The sequence below is a fragment of the Endobacter medicaginis genome (assembly GCF_014192375.1).
Lineage (GTDB): Bacteria > Pseudomonadota > Alphaproteobacteria > Acetobacterales > Acetobacteraceae > Endobacter > Endobacter medicaginis.
On the sequence record NZ_JACHXV010000026.1, the window covers coordinates 1 to 22920 of the forward strand.

Sequence of the window (22920 nt, forward strand, 5' to 3'; positions counted from 1 at the left end):
TCTGCTCTTCTGTGAACCGTGACTTCTTCATCCATCCGTCCCCCGTTGGGTCCGGACTCTAGCCATCCGTGGCGGAGTTTCAGGGGGTCACGTCAGGAGACCATCCCTTACGTGGTGGTGCTGCAGAGCGCCCGCTTCGATCGATCGAGAACGCGGTTTGTGGGGGCCTCTCGTGCTGGTCCGGCATGTTGCTGTCGGCGAGCACTATCTGGCACCCCGCCTCACGGTGATGGGCGAGGAAGTGCTGCTTGACGTGTTCAACCTCGCGACCCTGCCGGCGGAACGGTTGGGCCAGCCAGTCGTATCGCTTGGCGATGACGAAGCTCGCGCCCGACTGGTGCGCGCACTGGATGAGCTGGTCAGTCAGGCGTAGCCAGACGGCGGACCTCTTGCTGCTCAGAGGCGCCCCTATGCACGGGTATCCGAGAGAATCGCCAAGATCTGTGGTCGATCGAATAGCCAGAGCGACCTGGATCGAAGTACCGTATCGAGACGATCGAGACTTCTGAAATCCCCGATCCAGATGGCCAACAACATGGTCATCCTGACGATGCGCTGCGTCCGAGAAAGCCGTCGGTCAAACTGCTGCCTCATAATCAGTGCTCAAAAACATCCCAATCCAGAACCTGAGACCCGTCTCGTGTGTTCTTCCATTTGAGGAGTTAACGCCAGGAGGCAAATGTGTTTGAAGATTGGCTTGCGGACGTCAAGCGTTACGTCCCTGATCCCGACGAGACCGCGGTCGCGGGCATCATCCGTTACTGCGGCATCGCCCTGCAAACCCGCGATGCATCGCTGGTCTCGTTCGGCGATCCCGAGGAGACGGGTCGGGTGCGCGAGCATTTCCTCAAGAGGAAGCTCGGCCTGTCCGATAGCGACGATGTGCTCGATCACGAGATCGCCGCCGTCGGCCATCGGATGAACGATACGACATTCCGCAACCGCGTGACGGTCTACTACCTGCTCGCAGAGCGTTTTGGAAAGCTGGGTGTGTTCCATCACGACAGTCCCGCCGCCGCACCGCTCGCCGAGGCGCCTGTGGTGGCGCCGGTCATCGCCGAACCGGTCGTGACCGAACCGGTCGTGGCCGAGCCCGCCATCGCACCTCCCCCGCCGCCCCGCGCGGCCGCGGTTCCGCCACCACCGTCGCCCGCGACGCGCACAGGCGGCAAATGGTGGCTGTGGCTGCTGCTTCTGCTCGCCGCCCTGCTGGCGTTCCTCCTGTTGCGGTCCTGCGCGACGCCGCCGGCACCTGCGCCCGCACCGCCGCCGCCCGCCAGCACCGCCGACAGCACCCCTGCCCCCGCCCCTGCTCCCGCCAACACCGCCGCCATTCCCGACGGAGCCAGCGTGGTCGCGACTACGCGTGCCGACAAGCCGGCGCTGAACGTGTATTTCGAGACCGCCAAGAGCGACGTCGCAGCCGACTTCGCCGACAAGGCGGCCGATCTGAAAGCCTACGCGACGGCACACCCCGACACCAGGATCTCGGTGTCCGGCTTCAACGATCCGACGGGTGACGCGGCCGCCAATGCCGAGTTGTCGAAGCATCGCGCCCAGGCCGTCGCCGATGCGCTCAAGGCGCTCGGCATCCCCGACAGCGTGATCGACCTGAACAAGCCTGCGGACAGCACGGACGCCGGCACCAGCAATGCCGCCGCCCGCCGTGTTGAGGTGAGCTTCGAGTGATACTTGGGGCGGGACGGGTGTCACGAACACCTGTCCCGCCTGCCTTGCCCGACCCGGCTGCGCTGGCAGATGATTGGACCGACGCGTCTTCCAAGAGGTCCCGAAGCCCGATCCCACCATCCAGCTCAGCCGCCTGCTGGAGGTGATGGCCGCCCTTCGCCACCCGCAAACCGGCTGCCCCTGGGACCGCGAACAGGATTTCGCCTCCATCGCCCCCTACACGATCGAGGAAGCCTATGAGGTCGCCGATGCCATCGCGCGCGATGACCTGTCTGCGCTGCGTGACGAACTCGGCGATCTGCTGTTCCAGGTGGTCTATTACGCCCGCCTGGCCGAGGAGCGCGGCGCGTTCGATTTCGCCGATATCGCCCAGAGCATCACCGACAAGATGATCCGCCGCCACCCGCACGTGTTCGGCGGCGAGGCGGTGACGACGGGTTTCTGGGAAGCCGCCAAGGACACCGAACGCGCCGCCCGCGACGAGCACGGCGCGCTCGCCGGGATCGCCACCGGCCTGCCCGCTCTCACCCATGCCGCCAAGCTTGCGTCGCGCGCGGCCCGCGTCGGTTTCGACTGGCCGGATGCGGAGGCGGTGCTGGGCAAGCTGGACGAGGAAATCGCCGAGTTGCGCGCCGAGATCGGCCACCCCCCTGCCGACCTCGCCCGTCAGACCGACGAGTTGGGCGACGTGCTGTTCACCACGGCCTGCGCCGCCCGCAAGCTCGGCATCGATCCCGAGGCGGCGCTGCGTCATGCCAACCGCAAGTTCATCCGTCGTTTCGCCGCCATCGAGGCGGAAGCGGCCCGCCACGGCCTCTCGGTCGACGAGATGCGGCTCGACGAGATGGAAGCGGCCTGGGCACAGGCCAAGCGCCGCGAGGCCGAAGGTCCAGGGCCGAGTTCAGCCGAGTAGCGTCCTGTGCAGCGCCTGCCAGGACGCGACATCCGGGGCGCAGAGCAACCCGCCCTCGCGCTCGCCCCGATACGCGCTGCCATCGAACCGCGCGACATGACCGCCGGCTTCGCCATAGAGCAGCGTGCCGGCGAGATGGTCCCAGGGCATCATCCGGCCGTAGAGCAGGAAATCAGCGGTCCCGCAGATCGCCACCCGATATTCATAGGCCGCGCAGCGATAGTCCCAGCTCGCGGCCACATGGGCGAGATTGGAGGCCACCCGCGCGCCCAGCGGCGCCGGCAGATACCGCCAGCCGGCCTTGCCGGACATCTGCGCCGGATCGGTCTGCCGGGACACCGACAGCCGGGTCTCCTTGCCATCCGCCGTGCGCAGCACGGCCCCCCCGCCGCGCATGCCGAGAATCGTCTCGTCGCCCAGTGGATCATGGATCAGCCCGGCGACGGTCTCGCCACGCATCACCACTGCCAGCATGGTCGCAAACAGCGGCACCCCGGCGGCGAAATTGGCGGTGCCATCGATCGGGTCAAGGACGAAGGCGAGCTCTGCCCCGGCGAGCTGCCCCAGCACCGAAGCATCGCGCGCGCACCCCTCTTCGCCAACGATCAGCGCCGACGGCCAGCGCTTCGAGAGCTCGGTGGCGATCCGCGCTTCCGCCGCCTCGTCGGCGATGGTGACCGGGTCGAGCGGACCGGTCTTGGTGCGGATGTCGTCTGCGCCCAGATTGCGGAACCGCGGCAGGATCTCGACCTGCGCGGTCTCGCGCAGCAGGTCGATCAGGCCGTCAAGATCGCGCGTCGCGAAGCGCTCCGCCTCGAAGCTCCCCGCACGGACGCTCACCGCGTCTCGCCGCTCTCGAAACGGGCCTGGTCGGCCGGAAGCAGGCGCACCTGCACCGCGATCGCCTCGTCACCGTCGTCGCGCGACACCACCTCGCCATGCCTGTAGAGCCAGGCCAGCGACGCGCCATCGGCCAGCGGGATGCGGTAGTCGGCCACCACCATGGCCTGGGCGAGGCGGGAATCGATGCGTGCGCGCAGCGCATCGAGACCGCTCCCCTCCAGCGCCGAGACCGCGACATCGCCCGGGCGCACCGGCACGTCGTCCACGCCGCCGAGCAGATCGGCCTTGTTGAGCACCTCGAAGCTGCGTTCTTGCCACCCCTCGTCCAGCGTGCCGTCGCGCACCATCCCGTCCAGCACCGAGACCACGTCCGTGCGCTGTGCGGTGCTGTCGGGATGGGCGGCGTCACGCACATGCAGGATCAGGTCGGCATTGGCGACCTCTTCCAGCGTGGCGCGGAAGGCGGCGACCAGCTCGGTCGGCAGCTCTGAGATGAAACCCACCGTGTCCGACAGGATCACCTGCCGCCCCGACGGCAGCTTCAGCCCGCGCATGGTCGGATCGAGTGTGGCGAAGAGCTGGTCCTGCGCATGCACCGCAGCACCGGTGAGCGTGTTGAACAGGGTGGATTTGCCGGCATTGGTGTAGCCGACGAGGGCGACCACCGGATACGGCACCCGCCGCCGCGCCAGCCGGTGCAGGCCGCGCGTGCGTCGCACCTGCTCGAGCTCGCGCTTGAGCTTGACGATGCGCTCGCCGATCAGCCGCCGGTCGGCCTCGATCTGCGTCTCGCCGGGACCGCCGAGAAACCCGAAACCGCCGCGCTGCCGCTCGAGATGGGTCCAGGACCGCACCAGGCGCGAACGCTGATATTCGAGATGCGCGAGCTCGACCTGCAACGCGCCCTCGCGTGTCGCCGCCCGCTCGCCGAAGATGTCGAGGATCAGCCCGGTGCGATCGATCACCTTCGCATCCAGCGCGCGTTCGAGATTGCGCTGCTGCACCGGGGTGAGCTGCGCATCGACGATCACCACCGTGACCTCGGCCTCGCGCAGGATGTCACGCAGCGACGCGATCTGCCCCTCGCCGATCAGCGTTGCCGGCCGACGCTGCCGCAGCGGCAGCACCGCCGAATAGGTGCAGACCAGTCCGATCGACGCCGCCAGCCCCACCGCCTCGTCCAGCCGTGCCTGGGCGGCACGCCCGGCGGCGCCCTTCTCGCCATGTCTCTCCCAGGGCAGCACCACGGCGGCCCGGGTCGGGGTGGCCGTCATGCGCCACAGACCTGGTGGGAGTTCGGCAGAGGAAGGTTCAATGTCATCAGAGCGCGGGAGCACTCCCGCCAGTCTCGTCGCGGCCCTGCTCGAAGAGCGCGATCGGCGCGCCCGGCATCACCGTGCTGATGGCGTGCTTGTAGACGAGCTGCGTATGCCCGTCGCGGCGCAGCAGGACCGAGAAATTATCGAACCAGGTGATGATGCCCTGAAGTTTGACGCCATTGACGAGAAACACCGTCACCGGCGTCTTCGAGCGACGGACGTGATTGAGGAACACGTCCTGTACGTTCTGCGATGCGTCCTTGGCCACGATGGCTCCTTGTTATTCTTGGCACACGGCTGGCCACGCGTCCGCGTGGGGCCGGGCGCTGGGCACGCCAGAGCAGGATGCTACTGCATGCGGCGCGGTCATGAAACCCGGCTCGGTCGGGGGTCGTGAAACCCTCTCAGCCGGAGGCGACGACGTTGCGGTCCTCGGTGTTGACGCCGAGCTGCTTGAGCTTGCGATGCAGCGCGCTGCGCTCCATGCCGACAAAGCCCGCGGTGCGGCTGATATTGCCGCCGAAACGCATCAGCTGCGCCTGCAGATATTGGGTCTCGAACAGGTCGCGCGCCTCGCGCAGCGGCAGTCCCATCACATCCGCCGAGGCGTCGAACTTCATCAGCGCCGGCGCCCCCTGCCCGACATAGGGCGGCAGCATCTCGGCCCGGATCGGCTCGTTGGCCGCCCCCGGCGCCATGATCAACAGCCAGTCCATCACGTTGCGCAGCTCGCGGACATTGCCGGGCCATTCATAGCCCTGCAATGCGACGATCGCATCCGCCGACAGCTCGCGCGGTGCGATCCCGGCGGTTTCGGCCGAGCGGCGCAGCAGCGTGCGGGCCAGTTCGGGAATATCCTCGCGACGCTCGCGCAGGCTCGGGATGCGCAGCGGCACCACGGCGAGCCGGTAATACAGGTCCTCCCGGAACCGCCCTGCCCCGATCGCCGCATGCAGGTCGCGGTTGGTGGTGGCGATCACGCGCACATCCACTTTCACCCGCGCCGCACCGCCCAGGCGCTCGAAGGTCTGGTCCTGCAACGCGCGGACGATCTTGCCCTGCGTCTCGACGGGCATGTCCACCACCTCGTCGAGCAGCAGCGTGCCGCGATCGGCGCGCTCCAGCACGCCGATCCGGCGGGTATTGTCGGCGCCGTCCCCCTCAATGCCGAACAGCTCTTCCTCGAAGCGCGCCGGCGCGAGGGTCGCGCAGTTCAGCGCCACGAACGGCCCGTCGGCGCGGCGCGACTTCGCATGGATCATCCGCGCCGCCACCTCCTTGCCGACACCCGCAAGGCCGGAGATCAGCACCCGCGAGCCGGTGGGTGCCACGCGCTCGATCTGGGTGCGGACCGCGGCGACCAGCGCGCTCGCGCCATCGAGCGTGGTCTCCGGCCCGGCGCGCAGCCGCAGTTCCGCGTTCTCGCGCGACAGCCGCGCCGCCTCGATCGCGCGACGGGCAATGACCAGGATGCGGTCGGTCTGGAACGGCTTCTCGATGAAGTCATACGCGCCATGCTGGAGCGCCGTCACGGCGGTCTCGATGGTGCCGTGGCCGGAGATCATCACCACCGGCACGGTCGGATCCTCGGCGTGCATCGCCTTGAGGATGCCCAGCCCATCGAGCCGGCTGCCCTGGAGCCACACGTCGAGGATCACCAGCGACGGACGCTTGGCCGTGAAAGCGGCGATGGCCGCGTCGGAATTTCCGGCCTGCCGGGTCTCGTAGCCTTCGTCGGACAGGATGCCGTCGATCAGCAGCCGGATGTCGGGCTCGTCATCGACGATCAGGACTTCATGCGCCATCGGCAACTCTCAGCGGCAGGACAAGGATCGCGCGCGCACCGCGCTGTTCGGCCGGACGACGCAGCAGCGTCGTGGCGGGCACGAGGGCCGCGCCGGCCATGGTGGTAACGCCGGGTTGCGTCAACGGATCATCCCGCAACCAGCCGCCGGCCTGGCGGCTGGCGGTGGTGGCGCGATCCTCGAGACAGACAGCACCTTCGTGGTCCTCCATGATCTTCTTGACGATGGCAAGCCCGAGCCCGGTGCCTTTCGGCTTATGCGTCACGTAGGGCTCGGTCAACCGCGCGCGGTCGACGTCCGGCAGGCCGATCCCGTCATCGGCGACGGCGATCCGCAGCTCGGGGCGACCATCCTGTGCGGTGGCCTCGCTCACCTCCAGCCAGATCGTGCCCCGCCAGCCGGGCTGGGCGGCGGCATCCTCGGCTGGCACCATGGCGATCGAATCCGCCGCGTTCTGCAAAAGATTGGTCAGCGCCTGCCCGATCAGCCGCCGGTCACACACCGCCACCGGGCCATTGTGCGGGATCGTCACCCGCCAGTCGATCTCCGGATGCGCGCTGCGCTGCAAAATCAGCGCCTCACGCGCGATCCGGCCCACATCCTCGGGCTTCATGACCGGCTGCGGCATGCGGGCGAAGGCGGAGAATTCGTCCACCATGCGGCCGATATCGCCGACATGGCGCACGATCAGTTCCGCGCATTGCGAGAACGTCTCGGCATCGGTGGTGATCTGGGGCAGGAACTTGCGCTTCAGCCGCTCGGCCGACAGCTGGATCGGCGTCAGCGGATTCTTGATCTCGTGCGCGATCCGCCGCGCCACATCCGCCCAGGCCGCCTTGCGCTGCGCAGACTGCAGCTCGGTGATGTCATCGAATGTCACCACATAGCCGTCGGTCACCCCGGCCCCGCCATCGGGACTGACACGGACGAGGAACACCCGCCGGCTCGGCCCCTCGCCGCTCTGCACCTCGGCGGTATGCACCCGCAGGGGTGCGGCCTGCGCCTGCCGCAGCAGCGGGCCGAAATCCGGTGCAAGCGCCTCCAGCTCATGGCCGATCGCCGCCTCCAGATCCTGGCCCAGCAGCTCCGAGGCTGCGCGATTGGGCAGCTCCACCCGCTGGCCCGAATCGAGCCCGATCACCCCGGCGGAAACGCCCGACAGCACCGATTCCGTGAACCGGCGCCGCTCGTTGATCTGCCCATAGGCCGACAGCAGCTCGGCGCGCTGGGCGGCGAGCTGGTCGGTCATGCGATTGAAGGCGCGCGACAGCCCGGCGACCTCGTCATCGGCCTCGCGCTCCGGAACCCTGACCGCGAGATCGCCGCTGCGCACCCGCTCCGCGGCCAGGATCAGCAGCCCGATCGGCCGCGCGATCTGGTTGGCCAGCAGCAGCCCGAACAGGATCGCCGCCGACAGCACCAGCACGGTCACCAGCAGGAAGATCATCACGAAGGTGAGCTGGAGGCGGGCGCGGTTCTGGTCGAGCCTGTCGTAATCGGCGACCACGCTCTCGGTGCGGTGCGTATGCGCCAGGATGGTCGGATCGACCGGCCGGGTGATCTCCAGCATCAGCGGCGGCAGCCCGGCTGCCAGCGGGTCGAGCTGCACCACCGCACGCACCGAATTCTCATCGGGCGAGTCGAGGATCGCCACATTGCCGTTGTTGGTCATCGCGGTGACCGATCCGGGCGGCAGCTTTACCCCCATCGGACTGCCGAACCCCGCATAGGCCACCACCTTGCGGGTCAGCGAATCGTAGATCACCGCCTCGGTCAGCCCGCGCGTGAAGGCCTGCCGGCCGAGCTCGTCATTGAGCACGTCGGGGTTGGTCACCGCCACGGTGCCGGCATCGGCCAGCACCGCCGCCATGCTCAGCGCATCGCCGCGGATGTTGTTGTTGTGCTCCTGCAGATAGCCCATCGACACCGCCTGAGCCTCGCTCAGCGCGGTGCGCACGCGGTCGTTGAACCAGGCCTGGATGCCGAAATGGAAGAACACGGTGGCAAACACCGCCACCGTCACCGCCGGGATCACCGCCACCACCGAGAACAGCATCACCAGCCGCACATGCAGCCGCGCCCCCGCCGCCCCGCGGCGCCGCTCGCCCAGCACCTCCAGCAGCCGAGCGGCCAGCGACGCCACCAGCAGCCCCACGATCACGACCAGGCAGACCACCAGCCAGAGCTGGGCATAGGTGCGGTTGGCGAACGACAGCCCGCCGGCCAGCAGCGAGAAGATCGCCAGCGACAGTCCCAGGCCGAGCAGTGCGAGGACGAGCATCGTCACCCGTCCGCGCAGCAATGCCACCAGCCGGCTCACGCCCCCACGCCGTTCCGCCGCGCCCCTCAACCGACCCCGCGCATGACAGGGATTTCCAGATCGCGGATCTTCTTGCGCAGCGTATTGCGGTTCAGGCCCAGCACCGCCGCGGCCTTGATCTGGTTGCCGCGCGTGGAGGCCAGCGTCATCTGGATCAGCGGACGCTCCACCTCGGCGATGACCTGATCGTAGAAATCGCGGATCGGCATGCCGTCGCGCTCTGCGGCGAGGAACTGCCGGATATGGCGCTCCACCGCCTGCGCGAGCGGCTCGCGTGCCGCCGCCGGCGCGCTGCCTGCGACACCCTCTGCGGCCATGGGCGCCTCCGCCAGCTCCTGGTCGATCACCTCGGCACCGATCTGCTCCTGCGGATAGAGCGCGGCCAGCCGCCGCATGAGGTTCTCGAGCTCACGCACGTTGCCCGGCCAGCGACAGGCCCGCAGCCGTTCGATCGCACCATCGTCGAGCAGCTTCAGCGGCAGGCCCGATTCGTGCGCCCGGTCGAGGAAATGCCGGGCCAGGATCGCGATGTCCTCGGGCCGCTCGCGCAGCGGCGGCAGGCGGATCGGCACCACGTTGAGCCGGTAGAACAGATCCTCGCGAAACAGCCCCGCCCGGATCGCCTGACGCAGGTCGCGATGCGTGGCGGCAATGATGCGCACGTTGGCCCGGATCGACTGCCGCCCGCCCACCGTGGTGAACTCGCCCTCCTGCAGCACGCGCAACAGCCGCGTCTGCGCCTCGGGCGGCATGTCGCCGATCTCGTCGAGGAACAGCGTGCCACCGGCCGCCTGTTCGAAGCGGCCGAGATTGCGGTTGGTCGCGCCGGTGAACGCACCGCGCTCATGGCCGAACAGCTCGCTCTCGATCAGCTCGCGCGGGATCGCCGCCATGTTGATCGCCACGAACGGCCCCGCCCGACGCGAGCCGTAATCATGCAGCGCGCGCGCCACCAGCTCCTTGCCGGTGCCGCTCTCGCCGGTGATCATCACCGTCAGGTCCGCCGTCGTCAGCCGCGCGATCATCCGGTAGATGTCCTGCATCGCCGCCGAGCGGCCGATCAGCGGCAGCCGGTCCTCGGCCTCGACCACCGGACGCGCCGGTGCCTCCGGCTGCAGCGGCGAGGCCAGCGCGCGGCCTACCACCGCCAGCAGTTCCTTGAGGTCGAAGGGTTTCGGCAGATACTCGAACGCGCCCCGCTGTGCGGCCTTGACCGCCGTCATCAGCGTCGACTGGGCACTCATCACCACGATCCGCAGTTCCGGCCGCAGCCTGCGGATGCGCGGGATCAGGTCGAGCCCGTTCTCGTCGGGCATCATCACGTCGGTGATGACCAGATCGCCCTCGCCCTCCTCCACCCAGCGCCACAGCGTCGCGGCATTGCCGGTGGTGCGCACCTGGTAGCCCGCACGTCCCAGCGCCTGCGTCAGCACGGTGCGGATGGACCGGTCGTCATCGGCGACCAGAACCGTGGGAAGCGTCACGACCTGTTTCCTCTCATCCGCGCTGCGGGTCTGATGCCTGCTGTCTTCGTTCCCGGCCTTCCTGCCGTCCCGACCGGAACCTGCTCCTCCAGGTGGATCGGGAGATGCAGCCGGACCTCTGTACGGCCCTCGCGGCTGTCCACCTCGATCAAGCCACCGTGATCGGCGACGATCTTGGCCACCAGCGCCAGGCCGAGACCGGTCCCGGAGGCCTTTGTGGTCAGGAAGGGCTCGAACAGATGCGGTCTGATCGCCTCCGGAATCCCGGGACCGTTGTCGCGTACCACCACCTGCAACGGCAGATGCATCCGTCGCTGCGAGCCCGGCAGCGCGACCCTGAATCCATGCTGATAGGAGGTCGACAGCACGATCTCTCCCGGCCGGCCCGGATCGGAACCCTGATGCGCGGCCTGATGAATCGCCTCTGCGGCGTTCTTGACCAGATTGATCAGCACCTGGATCAACTGGTCGCGGTTGCCGAACACCGGCGGCAGCGACGGATCGTACAGCTCGACGAACCGTATTCCCTGCGCAAAACCGTTCTGGGCGAGGATCCGCACATGCTCGAGGATGCGGTGGATGTTCTCGCCGCGTCGCTCCACCGGCTCCTCGTTGAACACCTCCACCCGCTCGACGAGCTTGCGTATCCGATCCACCTCGTCGCGGATCAGCACGGCGAGCTCGCGATCATCGGCCGCCACCGTGCCTTCCAGCAGCTGGGCTGCGCCCCTGATGCCGGAAAGCGGATTCTTCACCTCATGTGCGAGGATCGCCGCCATACCGCTGACGCTGCGCGCGGCAGACTTGAACGTCAACTGCCGGTCCAGCGCGCGGGCAGCAGAGGAATCGTGAAAAGTCAGCATGATGGCATCGCTGTCATCGTTGACCAGCGTGCCCTGCACGGTGATCCCCTGCTTGTTCAGCCGCGGCGTGTCGATCGACAGCTCGTGCTCGACCACCACCATCGCCGAGGCCCGCACCTGGGCAATGAGCTGGAACAACGGATGATCGGCCGGCACCAGCTCGCGCAGGTCGAGATGCAGCAACTGCCCCTTGGACTGGCCGAAGAACGGCTCCGCGGCCGCATTCGCATAGCGGATGAATCCGTCCGCGCCGACCAGCAGGATCGGCAGCGGCACATTGTCCAGCATTGCCGAGGCGCTCGGCACCGGCGGCAGCGGGTCCGGCGCGCGGTTGCCGATGGGACTCACGCAGCGTCCGCGATGTCGTCGTCGGCGGCCGTTGCGACACGCGGTTCGCGTCCGACCCCGCCATCGATCGCCCGGGCGTAGAAATCGCCGATGAAGCCCATCACCCGGTCCGCATCGTCCATCCGATTGACCTCGGCGCGGAATCCGGCCGAGCCCGGCAGGCCGGCCGAGTACCAGGACACATGCTTGCGGGCGAGCCGCATCCCGGGCCCGCGGCCGAAATGCTCCAGCATCGAGCGGTAATGCGTCAGCACGATCGCGCATTCCTGCGCGAGCGTCGGATCGGCCACCTCGCGTCCATGCCTCAGCCAGGCCGCCACCTGCGCCGGCAGCCACGGCCGCCCGTAGCATCCGCGCCCGATCATCACCCCGTCCGCCCCGGACTGGCGCAACGCCTCCTCGGCATCGGCACAGGACCGGATGTCGCCATTGGCGATCACCGGCAGCGACACCGCCTCCTTCACCCGCCGGATGAACCCCCAATCCGCGGTGCCGGTATAGAACATCTGCCGGGTGCGGCCATGGATGGTGATCATCCGGATACCGCTCGCCTCCGCGATCCGGGCCAGTTGCGGCGCGTTGAGATGCTCGTGGTCCCAGCCCATGCGCATCTTCAGCGTCACCGGCACCTCGACCGCCGCCACCGTCGCCTCCAGCAGGTGCGCCGCCGCGATCTCGTCACGCATCAGCGCCGAGCCCGCCATCTGGCCCACCGCGACCTTCTTCACCGGACAGCCGAAATTGATGTCGACCACGTCGGCGCCGCGACCGACCGCGATCCGCGCCGCCTCCGCCATCGCCGCCGGCTCGCAGCCCGCGAGCTGGATCGCGTTGACGCCGCCCCCCGCCGCCTCCGCCATCCGCAGCGTGGCCGCGTTCTCACGCACCATCGCCCAGGACGCGATCATCTCCGACACCACCAGCCCGGCGCCCAGCGAGCGCGCGAGCTCACGGAACGGCCGGTCGGTGACCCCCGACATCGGCGCCAGGATCACCGGCTCGTCGATCCGCACGGTCTCGCTCAGGGCGATCGGGCCCAGCCGCGGAGGGCCGGACTCATGCTGAGAATGGTTCAGGTTGCCCATGATTTGTGCGGTTTACCGACACACCGCCTGTGGCGCAATCAAACTGCACCCCCACGTCTCACCCATGGCGGGTTTGTAATGATCGCGCCGCCTGCCGGTTGACGCGAGCCCGGCGCAGCCGCATTGCTTCGCGCCATGCGCATCGCCGCCCTCCTGCTCGCCGCCGGCACCGGCAGCCGTTTCGGCGGCCCGACGCCCAAGCAGTTCCTCACCCTCGGCGGCCGCCCGGCCATCCGCCACAGCGCCGAGGCCCTGCTCGCCCGCGTCGATCACCTCCAGCCGGTCGGCGATACGCCAGCGATCGAATCCGCCCTCGCCGGCCTCGCCCACGCCGCACCCGTCGCAGGCGGCGCCACCCGCCAGGCCAGCGTACGCGCCGGCCTCGAGGCGCTCGCCGCCCTGCCGGACGACCAGCGGCCCGACCTCGTGCTGGTCCATGACGCCGCCCGCCCCTATCTGACCCTCGCCCTGATCGAGCGCGTCATCGCCGCCCTCGCCCGCTATCGCGGCGCCATCCCGGGCGTCGCCGTCGCCGACACCCTCAAGCACGTCGCCGGCGGCTACGGACACCCGATCGGTGCCACCGTGCCGCGCGAGTCGCTGTTCCGCGCCCAGACCCCGCAGGGCTTCGATTTCGCCACCCTGCTCGCCCTGCACCGCAGTGCCGACCCCGCCGCCGAGGCCGCCACCGACGACGCGGCCCTGCTCGAGGCCGCCGGCCTTCCCGTCGCCCTGGTCGAAGGCGACGAGGACAACATCAAGCTCACCTACCCCGAGGACTACGCCCGCATGGAACGCCTGCTCAGCCGCCCCGCCGGCCCGATCCCGCGCGTCGGCAACGGCTACGACGTGCATGCCTTCGAGACCGGCCGACCACTCGTCCTGTGCGGCGTCACCATCCCGCACGATCGCGGCCTCGCCGGTCATTCCGACGCCGATGTCGGCATTCACGCCCTGTGCGACGCGATCTACGGCGCACTCGCCGAAGGCGATATCGGCCGCCACTTCCCTCCCAGCGAAGCCACCTGGAAAGACGCCGACAGCGCCCGCTTCCTCATCCACGCCGCCGGCCGCATCGCCGCCCGCGGCGGCATCCTGTGCAACGCCGACCTCACCCTGATCTGCGAATTCCCCAAGATCACCCCCCACGCCCCGGCGATGCGCGCCCGCCTCGCCGAGTTGCTCGGGGTCGATATCGACCTGATCTCCGTCAAGGCCACCACCTCCGAACGCCTCGGCTTCACCGGCCGCGGCGAAGGCATCGCCTGTCAGGCCTCGGTGGCCCTGCTGGTACCGGCAGGGAAGTAGGCGGGGGCAACGCCTCCAGCCTACTTCCCCGTCCGCACCAGCGAGCTGCCGAAGCTGTAGAGCGCGTCGCCGGCGATGGCGCCGGCCGCGAAGACCTGGCAGTTGGCGCGCCCCGCCTCGCCGGTGCGGTGCAGCCAGAGGGCGCGACCGATCAACCCGGTCGCGACGGCCCAGCCGGCGAGCGGCGAGACCAGCAGCGTGCCGGTGGCAAGCATGATGCCAAGCTGGCGTTTCTGACCGCCGAGGAACTGGAGCGCCGCACCGGGGATCGCCCACAGTGCGAGCGCCCGGGCGATGGCGGGATCGGTGCCGGCGCGGATGGTGGCGACGAACACATGATCGACGGGTGCGACGGTATTGCGGGCGAAATATCCGTGACAGGCGACCGCGACGACGATGGTCGCCACCAGCAGGGCGAACATCGCGGCCAGATACTGCTGGCGGCGACCCTCGAGTTCGAAATGCATGTCCTCGCCCTGGCCGCGCAGCAGGAAACCGGCCTTCAGATCGCAGCCCATATCGGCGAAGGCCGGTCCGGTGGCTGCGGTAAAGCCCACCAGCAGGGCAAGGGCCGGCGGCGGAAACCCGATCAGCAGCCCGATCGCCAGCGACACCACGGCGACGGCGAAGGCGGGAAACCAGCCGGAATGCATGCCGGCGAGGCCGATGATGAGCTCGTGCAGCAGGGCGGCAAAGGCGGCATAGACGATGAAGCCGACTAGCAACGGCCAGTCCATCTGCGTCCAGAATCCGGCCAGGGCGGCGAGCAGCGCGGCGATGGCGAGATAGGTGACTGCACCGCCGCCGAGCACGACCGGCAGGCGGCCGGCAGACGCCTCGCGGGCCGGATCGATGGTTGAGGTCGCTCGCTCGCCGCGCACGATGGTCCAGACCACCTGTGCCAGCGCGGCAAGACCGGCGCCGAGCATCAGGCCCTGCGGGATATGGGAGGGGTCGGCAGCCGTCCAGCCGGCGGGGACGAACTGCGACCACAGATGCACATAGCCTCGCCCGAGCAGACCGAGCGCGAACATAGACAGCGCCCAGGCATTGCCGATGAAGGCGACGCCGAAACCCGACATCGGGATGCCGAACACCGAGCCGGCGATGCCCACCACAAGACCGATGCCGAGCAGCCAGGCCTTGCGGCCGCCTTCATCACCGGCGCGGATCGCCTCGGCGGCCGCCACTCCGGGCGGCCAGGCACCTTCGGCGGGAAACACCCGGCTGCCGAACATCCTGTAGAGCAGTGTCGCATCGAGCAGCATGGCCAGTGTGGCGCCGACGAACATCGGCAGCACCAGATCGGGCCTGCCGAGGGCGAACGGAATGCCGATCGGCAGCAGCAGGGAGTTTGCGGCCCCGAAAGTGGCCGCCGAGATCGCGCTCTGGGCGAGGTTCTGCACATGGATCGAGCGGTAGATCCGCAGCGATGCGAGCGGCACCCGTCCGAGCGCCATCGCCACCATCGCGCCGACCAGCGCTGTATTGGTGGTCACCCCGAGCCGCATCAGCACCTGCATGCCGATGACGGCGCCGAAGACGCAGAGCGGCGTGATCAGGAGGAGATTGGCGGGTCGGAAAAAGCTCGGATGCCGCTCCTGCGGGGCGGCGCCCGCCTCCGGCGCGGTCAGATGCGCGCCCCGGGTCCAAGATCGGCGAAACCACCCTCCGCGCAGAGTTCGGCGATCGGGCGGCGGGGGCTGGGGACCTCACGGGCCCGCAGCGGCTCCGGCAGGCTCGACGGATCTCCATGCCGGCCGATCGCGATGATGCATTCGATCGCGAAATCCTCCGGCACGCCCAGTTCACGCCTCGCAGCCTCGAAATCGAAACCGACCATGGCATGGGCATGGATGTCCATGCGCGCCGCCTGCAACGCCAGATAGCCCCAGGCGGCGCCTGTATCGAGCGAATGCGACGGCGAGTCGATCGCCGCATCCTTGCCGGGCGGGATCATTCGCCTTGCTGACAGCACCACGACCAGCACCGAGGCATGCTGGACCCAGAGCTGGTTGAACGGATTGAGCAGGCCAAGGAATGTCGACCAGCCGGGCGTGTCGCGATGGGCGTAGAGGAACCGCCAAGGCTGCGAGTTATACGCCGACGGCGCCCAGCGCGCCGCCTCGAACAGGGTCATCAGTTCCTGATCGGGGATCGGTGCCGTGTCGAAGGCGCGCGGCGACCACCGCTTGAGAAAGGTCAGGTCGACGGGATGGTCGGCGGTCCGGCCGTTGGTTGTCGTCACCGATGTCTCCTGCTCGCGTGTCATCCGAGCATCGCATCGACCCGACTCCCCGGCAATCCGCCGGCCCCGCTCGACGCGGCGGATCACACCAGCGCGGAAATCACCACGATGACCGGCACGATCCCGATCACCACCCACGATCCCATCGCCACGGTCGCCGCGATTCGAGCCGCGGCGTAACCCATGCCGCGGCGGGGGCGATTGGTGCTCTCGGACATTCGGGCGTTCCTTCTGACGTCGTCCACGGAATGGTTCCGCCTCAGTTCTACACTGAGCCACCGCCCGTAGAGCATTACAAAATCTTTCGATTTGTGCTGGCCACACTGGCCGCTCACACGCACAAGTGATCGCGTCATGTGTCCAAATCAAGGCGCGCGGCAGCGATTCTGACCGAGCGGTCACCGATCACCGGGTTGTGATCAGTCGCGCGACAGGACCAGGAACCGATACGCCTGCCGGACCTCGTGCAGGACCGAGGCCTCCTTCGCCTCGATCACCGGGTCGCTGCCCCAGCGCGCGGCCTGACGGCTCTCCTCCAGCCGCGACAGCGCGACCGCCTGTTCGGGGCCGATCTGGTCCTCGACCAGCGCCAGCGCCAGCACCAGACTGCCGAGCGCGGGCACCAGCGTGCCAAGCGCGGTCAGCGCGGCATCCGGCAGCGGCGACAGGATCGCCCGCCACCGTGCGTCCTCGCCCGCCTGCGGCACCAGCGGCGCAAGCCCTATCGCGATGCCCGGACGCAGGCCGTGCCGCCTGGCCAGCCCGTCGAGAACCGGGTCCCATCGCTCGGCCTGCTCCTCGGCGACGGCGATATCGGGGTCGCGGTAGCGCAGCAGATCATCGCGGCCCCAGGGCAGCAACTCCTCGATCATCGCCGCCCGCGCAGGTGCGATCCGGTGCTGCTGCGTCGCGGCGAGGCGGGTGAGTTCGATCGCCTCCGGCCTGACGCCACAGCCCTCCTCCTGCCCGGCGAGTTGCCACTCGTCGCGGATCGCTTCGGCCAGCGGCCGTTTGGCGATGAGGAGGCCGAGATCGTCGCCGAGGCGCAACGGCCGGCCGTCGAGCCTGATCTCGAAACCGTCCGCGACCTCGTCCAGCCCGACCTCGCGCCACCTTCGGGGGGCGCTCACCGCAGCAGACCGAGCCCGCGCAGCACGTCGGCCGCCTTGCCCCCCGTCTTGCGCGCCGCCGCCTCCGGGCCGGCCTGCCCGAAACGTGCCGCCGCCAGTGCGGCAGGACACGGATCGGCCGGCGCCGCCCCGCCGATGACGATGCCGAAGCGCCCGCCGGGCAGGCCCGGATCCATCGCCACCGTGATCGTCCCCGGCGTTCCGCTCAGGTGCACGGGCGTGCTCGCGCCCGTACCGCCCAGCAGGACGGAGCTCATCAGATGCAGGTCGAGCGTATCGTCATCGAGGCGCAGCGTGCCGTGCCCGGTGGCGCTGAGGCGGCTGGTGTCGAATGCGATCGGATCCAGCGTCGCCAGCCCGGCATCGATATGGGCAGCGCTGGCGAAGCAGCGCAGCGCGGTGTCGCCCCCCGATTCGATCCGTGCGAGCCCGCTGCTGAGCCCCCGCGCCAGACCGGAAAGCGCATTGCCGGACTTGCCGCCTGCCCTGCCATCGCCCCCGCCGCCCCCGCCGAGCTGCTGCACCCAGCGGCTCAGCAACGCGTTGGGAATGCTGCCATCGACGCTGCTCAGCCCCAGAGTGCCGCCCAGCGTGCCGAGCAGCGCATGGGGCGTATCGCCACTCCCGCGCAGATCGGCCTCGACCTGGAGCGTGCCACGCACGCCCGGCATCGCGGCGGCCCAGCCGGGAAAGAACGCAGCCAGGCTGCCGACCGGGATCGACGGCGCGTGCAGGACGAGGCTGACGGCCCGGGTCGCCGAATCGGCGGTCAGGCTTCCGGAGACCGGTCCCTGTGGGGCCTGCATGGAGAACGGATCGACCACCAGTCGCCCGCCGGCCAGCGCGGCATGCAGGCCGACATCCTGATAGGTGGCGCCCGAAGCGATCAGCTTGTCGATCTGCACGATCAGCCCGCCATCGAACTCGTGCAGCCGCTCGAATGGCAATGTCCTGTCGAGCCCGCCGGGAGCTCCCGCGCTCGTCGCCGTGCCGGGCGACACCGCCGGTACGGACGGCGCGGGGCCGGGCGCGGGCGCTGCCGCCTGTGGCGTCAGCAGCCCCGCATGCGGATCGGCACGCGTATCCTGGCGCAGCGCATCGGTATCGAGCCGGGTCGATCGCAGGTTCGCGCTGAACTGCGGCGCAGCGGCCCTGTCGCCCGACCAGCCCAGCCCCGCACGCCCGGAGAGATCACCCTCTGCGCCATGCAGGACCAGATCGTCGACCGACAGATGCCCGCCGGGGCTCTCCTTGAGCAGCGCCGAGAGCGTGGCATCGGTCAGATGCGGCGCCCCCGGCCAGACCGTCTGCAGATCGGGTGTGGTGGCCTTGAGATGCAGTTCGCCAGCCTGTTTGTCGAACTGCCCGTCCAGCGACAGGCTGGTCCGACCACTTTCCAGCGAGACCGAGACCGGCATCGGCGCCGAAAGCGCAGCACTGACGGCGTCCATCCCGGCGATCCAGCGCTTCGCCGCCTCGGTGGGGCGCGGTCCGGCCTGTGTCAGCACGGCGGCGACCACCGGCTCCACCTGCGCGAGGGTGCCGAGCCGCGCCGTCAGCGACAGCGGCGTCGGTGCATTGTGCAGCGCCAGATGCACCGCGACCGGAGCCGTCGCCGCGGCGGCATCGACCGAACCGGCGAGCAGGTGCAGACCGCCGATCACGGTCGGCCCGGTCTGCGCATGCAGGCTGCTCACCGTCAGGCGCCAGTCACCGCCGCTGAAGGGCCCCAAGGCACCATTGATCCGCGTGGCCAGTGCCGCCGCCTGCATCTGCGGCAGCGTCACGCCGTCAACGAGCGGCTGCAAGGCGGCCAGATCGGGCACCGAGGCGTGCAGATCGAGATCGAAGCCGCGGGTTTTCCCACCCGAAAGCGTGCCGACGGCGCGCATCGAGGCGCTGGTGCCGGTGCCGTTGTCCTGCAGGACCATCACCCGCAGCGGCCAGGGCTCCGACGGCCAGCCCTGCGTCACCGCGGTCAGCGGACCGGTGCGCGCCTCGATCGTCACCGGCAATCCACCGCGCAGAACGCGCAGCCGCCAGGCGGGCTGGCTGCTCGACACCGCATCGGCATTGAGATCACGCAGGTCGATATGGGTGGTGCGGTCCGCGCCCCCGGTGTCGCGATCCAGAACGGTCACGCTGCCACCCTCGACGCGCAGATGATCGAGCCCGATACTCCAGGCTTGGCCATGCGAATGGGTGTGTGCCGCCACCTGCCCGGGCCGCGCCGTCGGCCGCAGCACGTCCGGCGGCGGACTGGCGCGGGTAAACGTCCAGTTCCACACCCCGTCGGGACGACGCTCCAGGTTCACCTGCGGCGCATACAGCGTCAGCCGCGACAGCCGGACCTCACGCTTCAGCAGCGGCAGGATGGCGATATCGGCCTCCGCCGCCCGGACCGACAGCATCTCGGGCGCCACACCGCCGTCGATGTTCGACAGCGTGATGGCGCTCGCGGCGATTTCCGGGCGCGGCAGGAAATGAAACGTCACCGGCCCGCCGATGGTCAGGTGCCGGCCGGTCTCGTGCTCGACCGCGGCGATCAGCCGCATCCGCACCGCTTTCGGGTCGATCCGCGACCGCAGCACCAGTCCGAACGCCACCACCATCACCACCGCCAGCACGGCGAGGGCGACGAGCACGGCCAGCCAGCTACGATGGCGGCGCCGGTCGAAGGTTTCCAAGACGCCCGTTCCTTTTCAGTCGCGCCCGGCCTGGCGCGCCGGTCCAGGCGCGGCCGGCTCGGTAAAACCCAGCGATTTCAATGTCTCTTTCAGATGCGGCGGTGCCGGTGCATGCACCAGCAGCCGGCCGCCCTGCGGATGCGGCAGGTCGAGGGCCCGCGCATGCAGATGCAGGCGATCGACGAAGCCGTCCGGGTGGGCGGCGTCGCCGCCATATTTCGGATCGCCCAGGATCGGCGTCCTGAGCGCCTCGCAATGCACGCGAAGCTGGTGGGTCCGCCCGGTGAGCGGCTGCATCTCCAGCCAGGTGAACTTGCGGCCGGCATGATCGAGCGTGCGATAATCCGTGACCGCGCTGACCGCATCCTCCTCGTCGCGTTCCGCCGGCACGGTCAGCGCCCCGGCCCCGGCGCCGATGCGCGCCAGCCGCAGGTCGATCTGCCCCTCGGCAGGCGACGGCCGGCCGACGACGATCGCCCAGTAGGTCTTCTTCACCGCACGGCCGCGAAACGCCGCCGCCAGCTTCGCCGCCACCCCGGGCGTGCGCGCCAGCACGATCAGTCCGGAGGTGTCGCGATCGAGACGATGCACCAGCCGAGGCTTGTTGCCGGTCTCGTCGCGCAGGGCAGCCAGCATCCCGTCGAGATGGCGCTTGATCCCCGGGCCGCCCTGGACCGGCAGGCCGGCCGGCTTGTCGAGCACGATCAGGCACTCGTCCTGGTAGACCGTCAGACGCTCGAGTTCCTTCCGGTCATGCGGGTCGATTGCCGGCAGCAGCGGGGCCGGCCGGGAGGCATCGGGCATCGGCGGAATGCGGATGCCCTGTCCGCTCGCCAGCCTGGTCGCCGGATCGACGCGCTTGCCATCGACGCGAACCTGACCGGTGCGGCACAGCTTCTGCAACGCGCCCTGGGTCAGGTGAGGAAAATGGCGCCGGAACCAGCGGTCGAGCCGGATATCCGCCTCATCCTCGGTCACGGTCTGCAGGGAGACACTCATTGCTGACGCCTGTCGCGCAGCCGCGCCCAGTTGTCCAGTCGCTTCGCGATGTCGGTTTCGTAACCGCGCCCCGTCGGGCGGTAGAAACGCTCGCGCGGCATGCCGTCGGGAAAGTAGTTCTGGCCGGAAAATGCCTCGTCGGTGTCGTGGTCATAGGCATAGCCGTCGCCGTAGCCGAGTTCCTTCATCAGTTTCGTCGGCGCGTTGAGGATATGTGCCGGCGGCATCAGGCTGCCCGTCGCCTTCGCCGAGCGCAGTGCTGCGCCATAGGCCTTGTAGACGGCATTGGATTTCGGCGCCGTCGCCAGATGCACCACGAGCTGTGCGATCGCGAGCTCGCCCTCCGGGCTGCCCAGCCGCTCATAGGTTTCCCAAGCGGCGATCGCGAGTTGCAGGGCAGATGGATCGGCCATGCCGACATCCTCGGCGGCAAAGCGGGTCAGCCGGCGCGCGATGTAACGCGGATCCTCACCCCCGGTGAGCATGCGCGCATACCAGTAGAGCGCCGCATCCGGATCGGAGCCGCGCAGTGATTTGTGCAGCGCGGAGATCAGGTTGTAATGCTCCTCGCGATCCTTGTCATAAAGCGCGGCGCGGCGCGACAGCAGCGCGGACAGGCCTGACGGATCAAGCGGCCCCGACTCTGGAGGCAGCGCGAAGAGTTGCTCGGCCATATTGAGGAGGTAACGCCCGTCACCATCGGCCATCGCCCGCAGCAGGTCACGTGCCGCGTTATCCAGCGGCAGGTTGCGCCCCACCAGCGCTTCTGCGCGCGCCATCAGCGCTGATAACGCAGTCTCGTCGAGCCGGCGCAGCACCAGCACCTGGCAGCGCGACAGCAGCGCGCCGTTCAGCGCAAAGGACGGGTTTTCGGTGGTCGCACCCACCAGCACCACGGTGCCGTTCTCGACGACGGGCAGGAAACTGTCCTGCTGCGCGCGGTTGAAGCGGTGGATCTCGTCGACGAACAGCAGCGTACCGCCCTGCCCATCCCCGGCCTGACGCCAGCGCGTCGCCTCCTCGAACACGCGCTTGAGATCCGCGACGCCGGAAAACACCGCCGACACCTGCACGAACCGCAGCCCGGCCGCCTCGGCCAGCAGACGCGCGATGGTGGTCTTGCCCACCCCGGGCGCACCCCACAGGATCAGACTCGGCAGCGAATGACGCGCCAGCATGCCGCTGAGCGCGCCTTCGGGGCCGATGAGATGCGGCTGGCCGATGACCTCGTCGAGACGCTGCGGCCGCAGGCGCTCGGCAAGCGGCGGCGCGGGCTCGGCCTGACGTGAGCGACGGCGCCTGTCGGCAGGAGGCGCGGTCTGTGCTGCACCACCGCCGAACAGGTCGTCAGCCAGTGGCACATCCGGTTTGGAGGATGCCATCTGGCCGGTCCTGCTGATGTGAGAGACTACTGTACCGTCCCGTAGGAGGGTGCGCCAAGCCCGGGGCAACTGCATTGCTGCCCGAGCGGCACCTGCTGCGGCATCCGGCAGACATAGAAGCCAGCCGAGCAGGTATAGCCCAGTCCCGGCGCCGCCCCCGGCGATTGCGGAACGTTGGTGGACGTGCAGCCGCCCAGTGCAAGGCTGCCGACACCGAAGGCTGCGGCACAGGCGAGCGAAAGTCGGGAGGTTCTGCGAAAGGCTGGCATCGAAAGGGCTCCTGCCGGTTGCGACGATGCCTTATCAACATCCGGCGAGGGCCGCGGTTCTCGGCGCGGCCGCAGTTGCTGACGCGAAAAAGGCGCAAACGGAACCATGTGGTCCTGCCTGCGCCTTTTTCTGTTCATCTGTTCTTGAAGACCTGGCGGCGACCGACTTTCCCGCGGCTTGAGCCGCAGTATCATGGGCGCTGGAGGTTTTCACGTCCGAGTTCGAGA

20 protein-coding genes are annotated in these 22920 nt (G+C 69.0%); 4 read left to right on the forward strand and 16 right to left on the reverse strand.

Features of this window, described 5'->3' with window-relative positions; genetic code table 11:
- The first annotated feature begins 172 nt into the window (after nucleotides 1–172).
- The 3 genes from FHR90_RS15740 to mazG all read left to right on the forward strand — a co-directional run bounded on the left by FHR90_RS15740 (nucleotide 173) and on the right by mazG (nucleotide 2602).
- Complete coding sequence (locus tag FHR90_RS15740) at nucleotides 173–373, forward strand: CcdB family protein (protein ID WP_183275525.1); 201 nt, start codon at nucleotides 173–175, stop codon at nucleotides 371–373.
- Nucleotides 374–681: 308 nt separating this feature from the next.
- Entirely contained in the window at nucleotides 682–1689 is a 1008-nt protein-coding gene (locus FHR90_RS17760) for a DUF2853 family protein (RefSeq protein ID WP_221188292.1), read from the forward strand.
- Nucleotides 1690–1762: 73 nt separating this feature from the next.
- Nucleotides 1763–2602, forward strand: a complete 840-nt coding sequence (gene mazG, locus FHR90_RS15750) for a nucleoside triphosphate pyrophosphohydrolase (RefSeq protein WP_256124344.1) — start codon at nucleotides 1763–1765, stop codon at nucleotides 2600–2602.
- Here the strand turns inward: mazG and FHR90_RS15755 are convergent.
- The 8 genes from FHR90_RS15755 to dusB form a co-directional block, all read right to left on the reverse strand.
- The gene (locus tag FHR90_RS15755) at nucleotides 2591–3442 is read right to left on the reverse strand and encodes an inositol monophosphatase family protein (RefSeq protein WP_176624561.1); all 852 of its coding nucleotides are present in this window, start codon (nucleotides 3440–3442) and stop codon (nucleotides 2591–2593) included. The two genes, mazG and FHR90_RS15755, sit on opposite strands and share 12 nt — an antisense overlap.
- Entirely contained in the window at nucleotides 3439–4719 is a 1281-nt protein-coding gene (hflX, locus tag FHR90_RS15760) for a GTPase HflX (RefSeq protein WP_176624563.1), read from the reverse strand. The genes FHR90_RS15755 and hflX overlap by 4 nt, the downstream gene beginning before the upstream one ends.
- Nucleotides 4720–4765: 46 nt before the next feature.
- Complete coding sequence (gene hfq / locus FHR90_RS15765) at nucleotides 4766–5032, reverse strand: RNA chaperone Hfq (RefSeq protein WP_176624565.1); 267 nt, start codon at nucleotides 5030–5032, stop codon at nucleotides 4766–4768.
- 136 nt (nucleotides 5033–5168) lie between these two features.
- Nucleotides 5169–6569: a nitrogen assimilation response regulator NtrX gene (ntrX, locus tag FHR90_RS15770; RefSeq protein ID WP_183275526.1), complete on the reverse strand. Its 1401-nt coding sequence runs from the start codon at nucleotides 6567–6569 to the stop codon at nucleotides 5169–5171.
- Nucleotides 6559–8850 carry a sensor histidine kinase NtrY-like gene (locus FHR90_RS15775; protein WP_176623761.1) on the reverse strand — a complete coding sequence of 764 codons (2292 nt, stop codon included), beginning with the start codon at nucleotides 8848–8850 and terminating at the stop codon, nucleotides 6559–6561. The genes ntrX and FHR90_RS15775 overlap by 11 nt, the downstream gene beginning before the upstream one ends.
- A gap of 65 nt (nucleotides 8851–8915) precedes the next feature.
- Nucleotides 8916–10373, reverse strand: coding sequence for a nitrogen regulation protein NR(I) (gene ntrC, locus FHR90_RS15780; RefSeq protein WP_176623757.1), 1458 nt, complete (start codon nucleotides 10371–10373; stop codon nucleotides 8916–8918).
- The gene (locus tag FHR90_RS15785) at nucleotides 10370–11524 is read right to left on the reverse strand and encodes a two-component system sensor histidine kinase NtrB (protein ID WP_176623762.1); all 1155 of its coding nucleotides are present in this window, start codon (nucleotides 11522–11524) and stop codon (nucleotides 10370–10372) included. The genes ntrC and FHR90_RS15785 overlap by 4 nt, the downstream gene beginning before the upstream one ends.
- Before the next feature lie 56 nt (nucleotides 11525–11580).
- Nucleotides 11581–12669 carry a tRNA dihydrouridine synthase DusB gene (dusB, locus tag FHR90_RS15790; protein WP_176623759.1) on the reverse strand — a complete coding sequence of 363 codons (1089 nt, stop codon included), beginning with the start codon at nucleotides 12667–12669 and terminating at the stop codon, nucleotides 11581–11583.
- 135 nt (nucleotides 12670–12804) lie between these two features.
- Between dusB and ispF the strand changes: the two genes are divergently transcribed.
- Nucleotides 12805–13977, forward strand: coding sequence for a 2-C-methyl-D-erythritol 2,4-cyclodiphosphate synthase (gene ispF, locus FHR90_RS15795; RefSeq protein WP_183275529.1), 1173 nt, complete (start codon nucleotides 12805–12807; stop codon nucleotides 13975–13977).
- 20 nt (nucleotides 13978–13997) lie between these two features.
- On the opposite strand, the gene FHR90_RS15800 is transcribed toward ispF, so the two are convergent.
- From FHR90_RS15800 to FHR90_RS15830, 8 genes are all read right to left on the reverse strand, one after another.
- Complete coding sequence (locus FHR90_RS15800; protein ID WP_338082163.1) at nucleotides 13998–15656, reverse strand: OPT/YSL family transporter; 1659 nt, start codon at nucleotides 15654–15656, stop codon at nucleotides 13998–14000.
- Complete coding sequence (locus FHR90_RS15805) at nucleotides 15608–16225, reverse strand: nitroreductase family protein (protein ID WP_266153013.1); 618 nt, start codon at nucleotides 16223–16225, stop codon at nucleotides 15608–15610. Before FHR90_RS15805 ends, FHR90_RS15800 begins: the two co-directional genes overlap by 49 nt.
- A gap of 83 nt (nucleotides 16226–16308) precedes the next feature.
- Nucleotides 16309–16443, reverse strand: coding sequence for a hypothetical protein (locus FHR90_RS17685; protein ID WP_256124376.1), 135 nt, complete (start codon nucleotides 16441–16443; stop codon nucleotides 16309–16311).
- Between the two features lie 201 nt (nucleotides 16444–16644).
- On the reverse strand, nucleotides 16645–17355 hold the full coding sequence (locus FHR90_RS15810) for an ATP12 family protein (protein ID WP_176625407.1): 711 nt from the start codon (nucleotides 17353–17355) through the stop codon (nucleotides 16645–16647).
- Nucleotides 17352–20042 (reverse strand): AsmA family protein, encoded by a 2691-nt coding sequence (locus FHR90_RS15815; protein ID WP_183275527.1) that lies wholly within the window; start codon nucleotides 20040–20042, stop codon nucleotides 17352–17354. The genes FHR90_RS15810 and FHR90_RS15815 overlap by 4 nt, the downstream gene beginning before the upstream one ends.
- A 15-nt stretch (nucleotides 20043–20057) precedes the next feature.
- Complete coding sequence (locus FHR90_RS15820) at nucleotides 20058–21041, reverse strand: RluA family pseudouridine synthase (RefSeq protein ID WP_176624716.1); 984 nt, start codon at nucleotides 21039–21041, stop codon at nucleotides 20058–20060.
- Nucleotides 21038–22423 (reverse strand): replication-associated recombination protein A, encoded by a 1386-nt coding sequence (locus FHR90_RS15825; protein WP_176624718.1) that lies wholly within the window; start codon nucleotides 22421–22423, stop codon nucleotides 21038–21040. The genes FHR90_RS15820 and FHR90_RS15825 overlap by 4 nt, the downstream gene beginning before the upstream one ends.
- 26 nt (nucleotides 22424–22449) lie before the next feature.
- Nucleotides 22450–22692 carry a hypothetical protein gene (locus FHR90_RS15830; RefSeq protein ID WP_176624712.1) on the reverse strand — a complete coding sequence of 81 codons (243 nt, stop codon included), beginning with the start codon at nucleotides 22690–22692 and terminating at the stop codon, nucleotides 22450–22452.
- Nucleotides 22693–22920 lie beyond the last annotated feature (228 nt).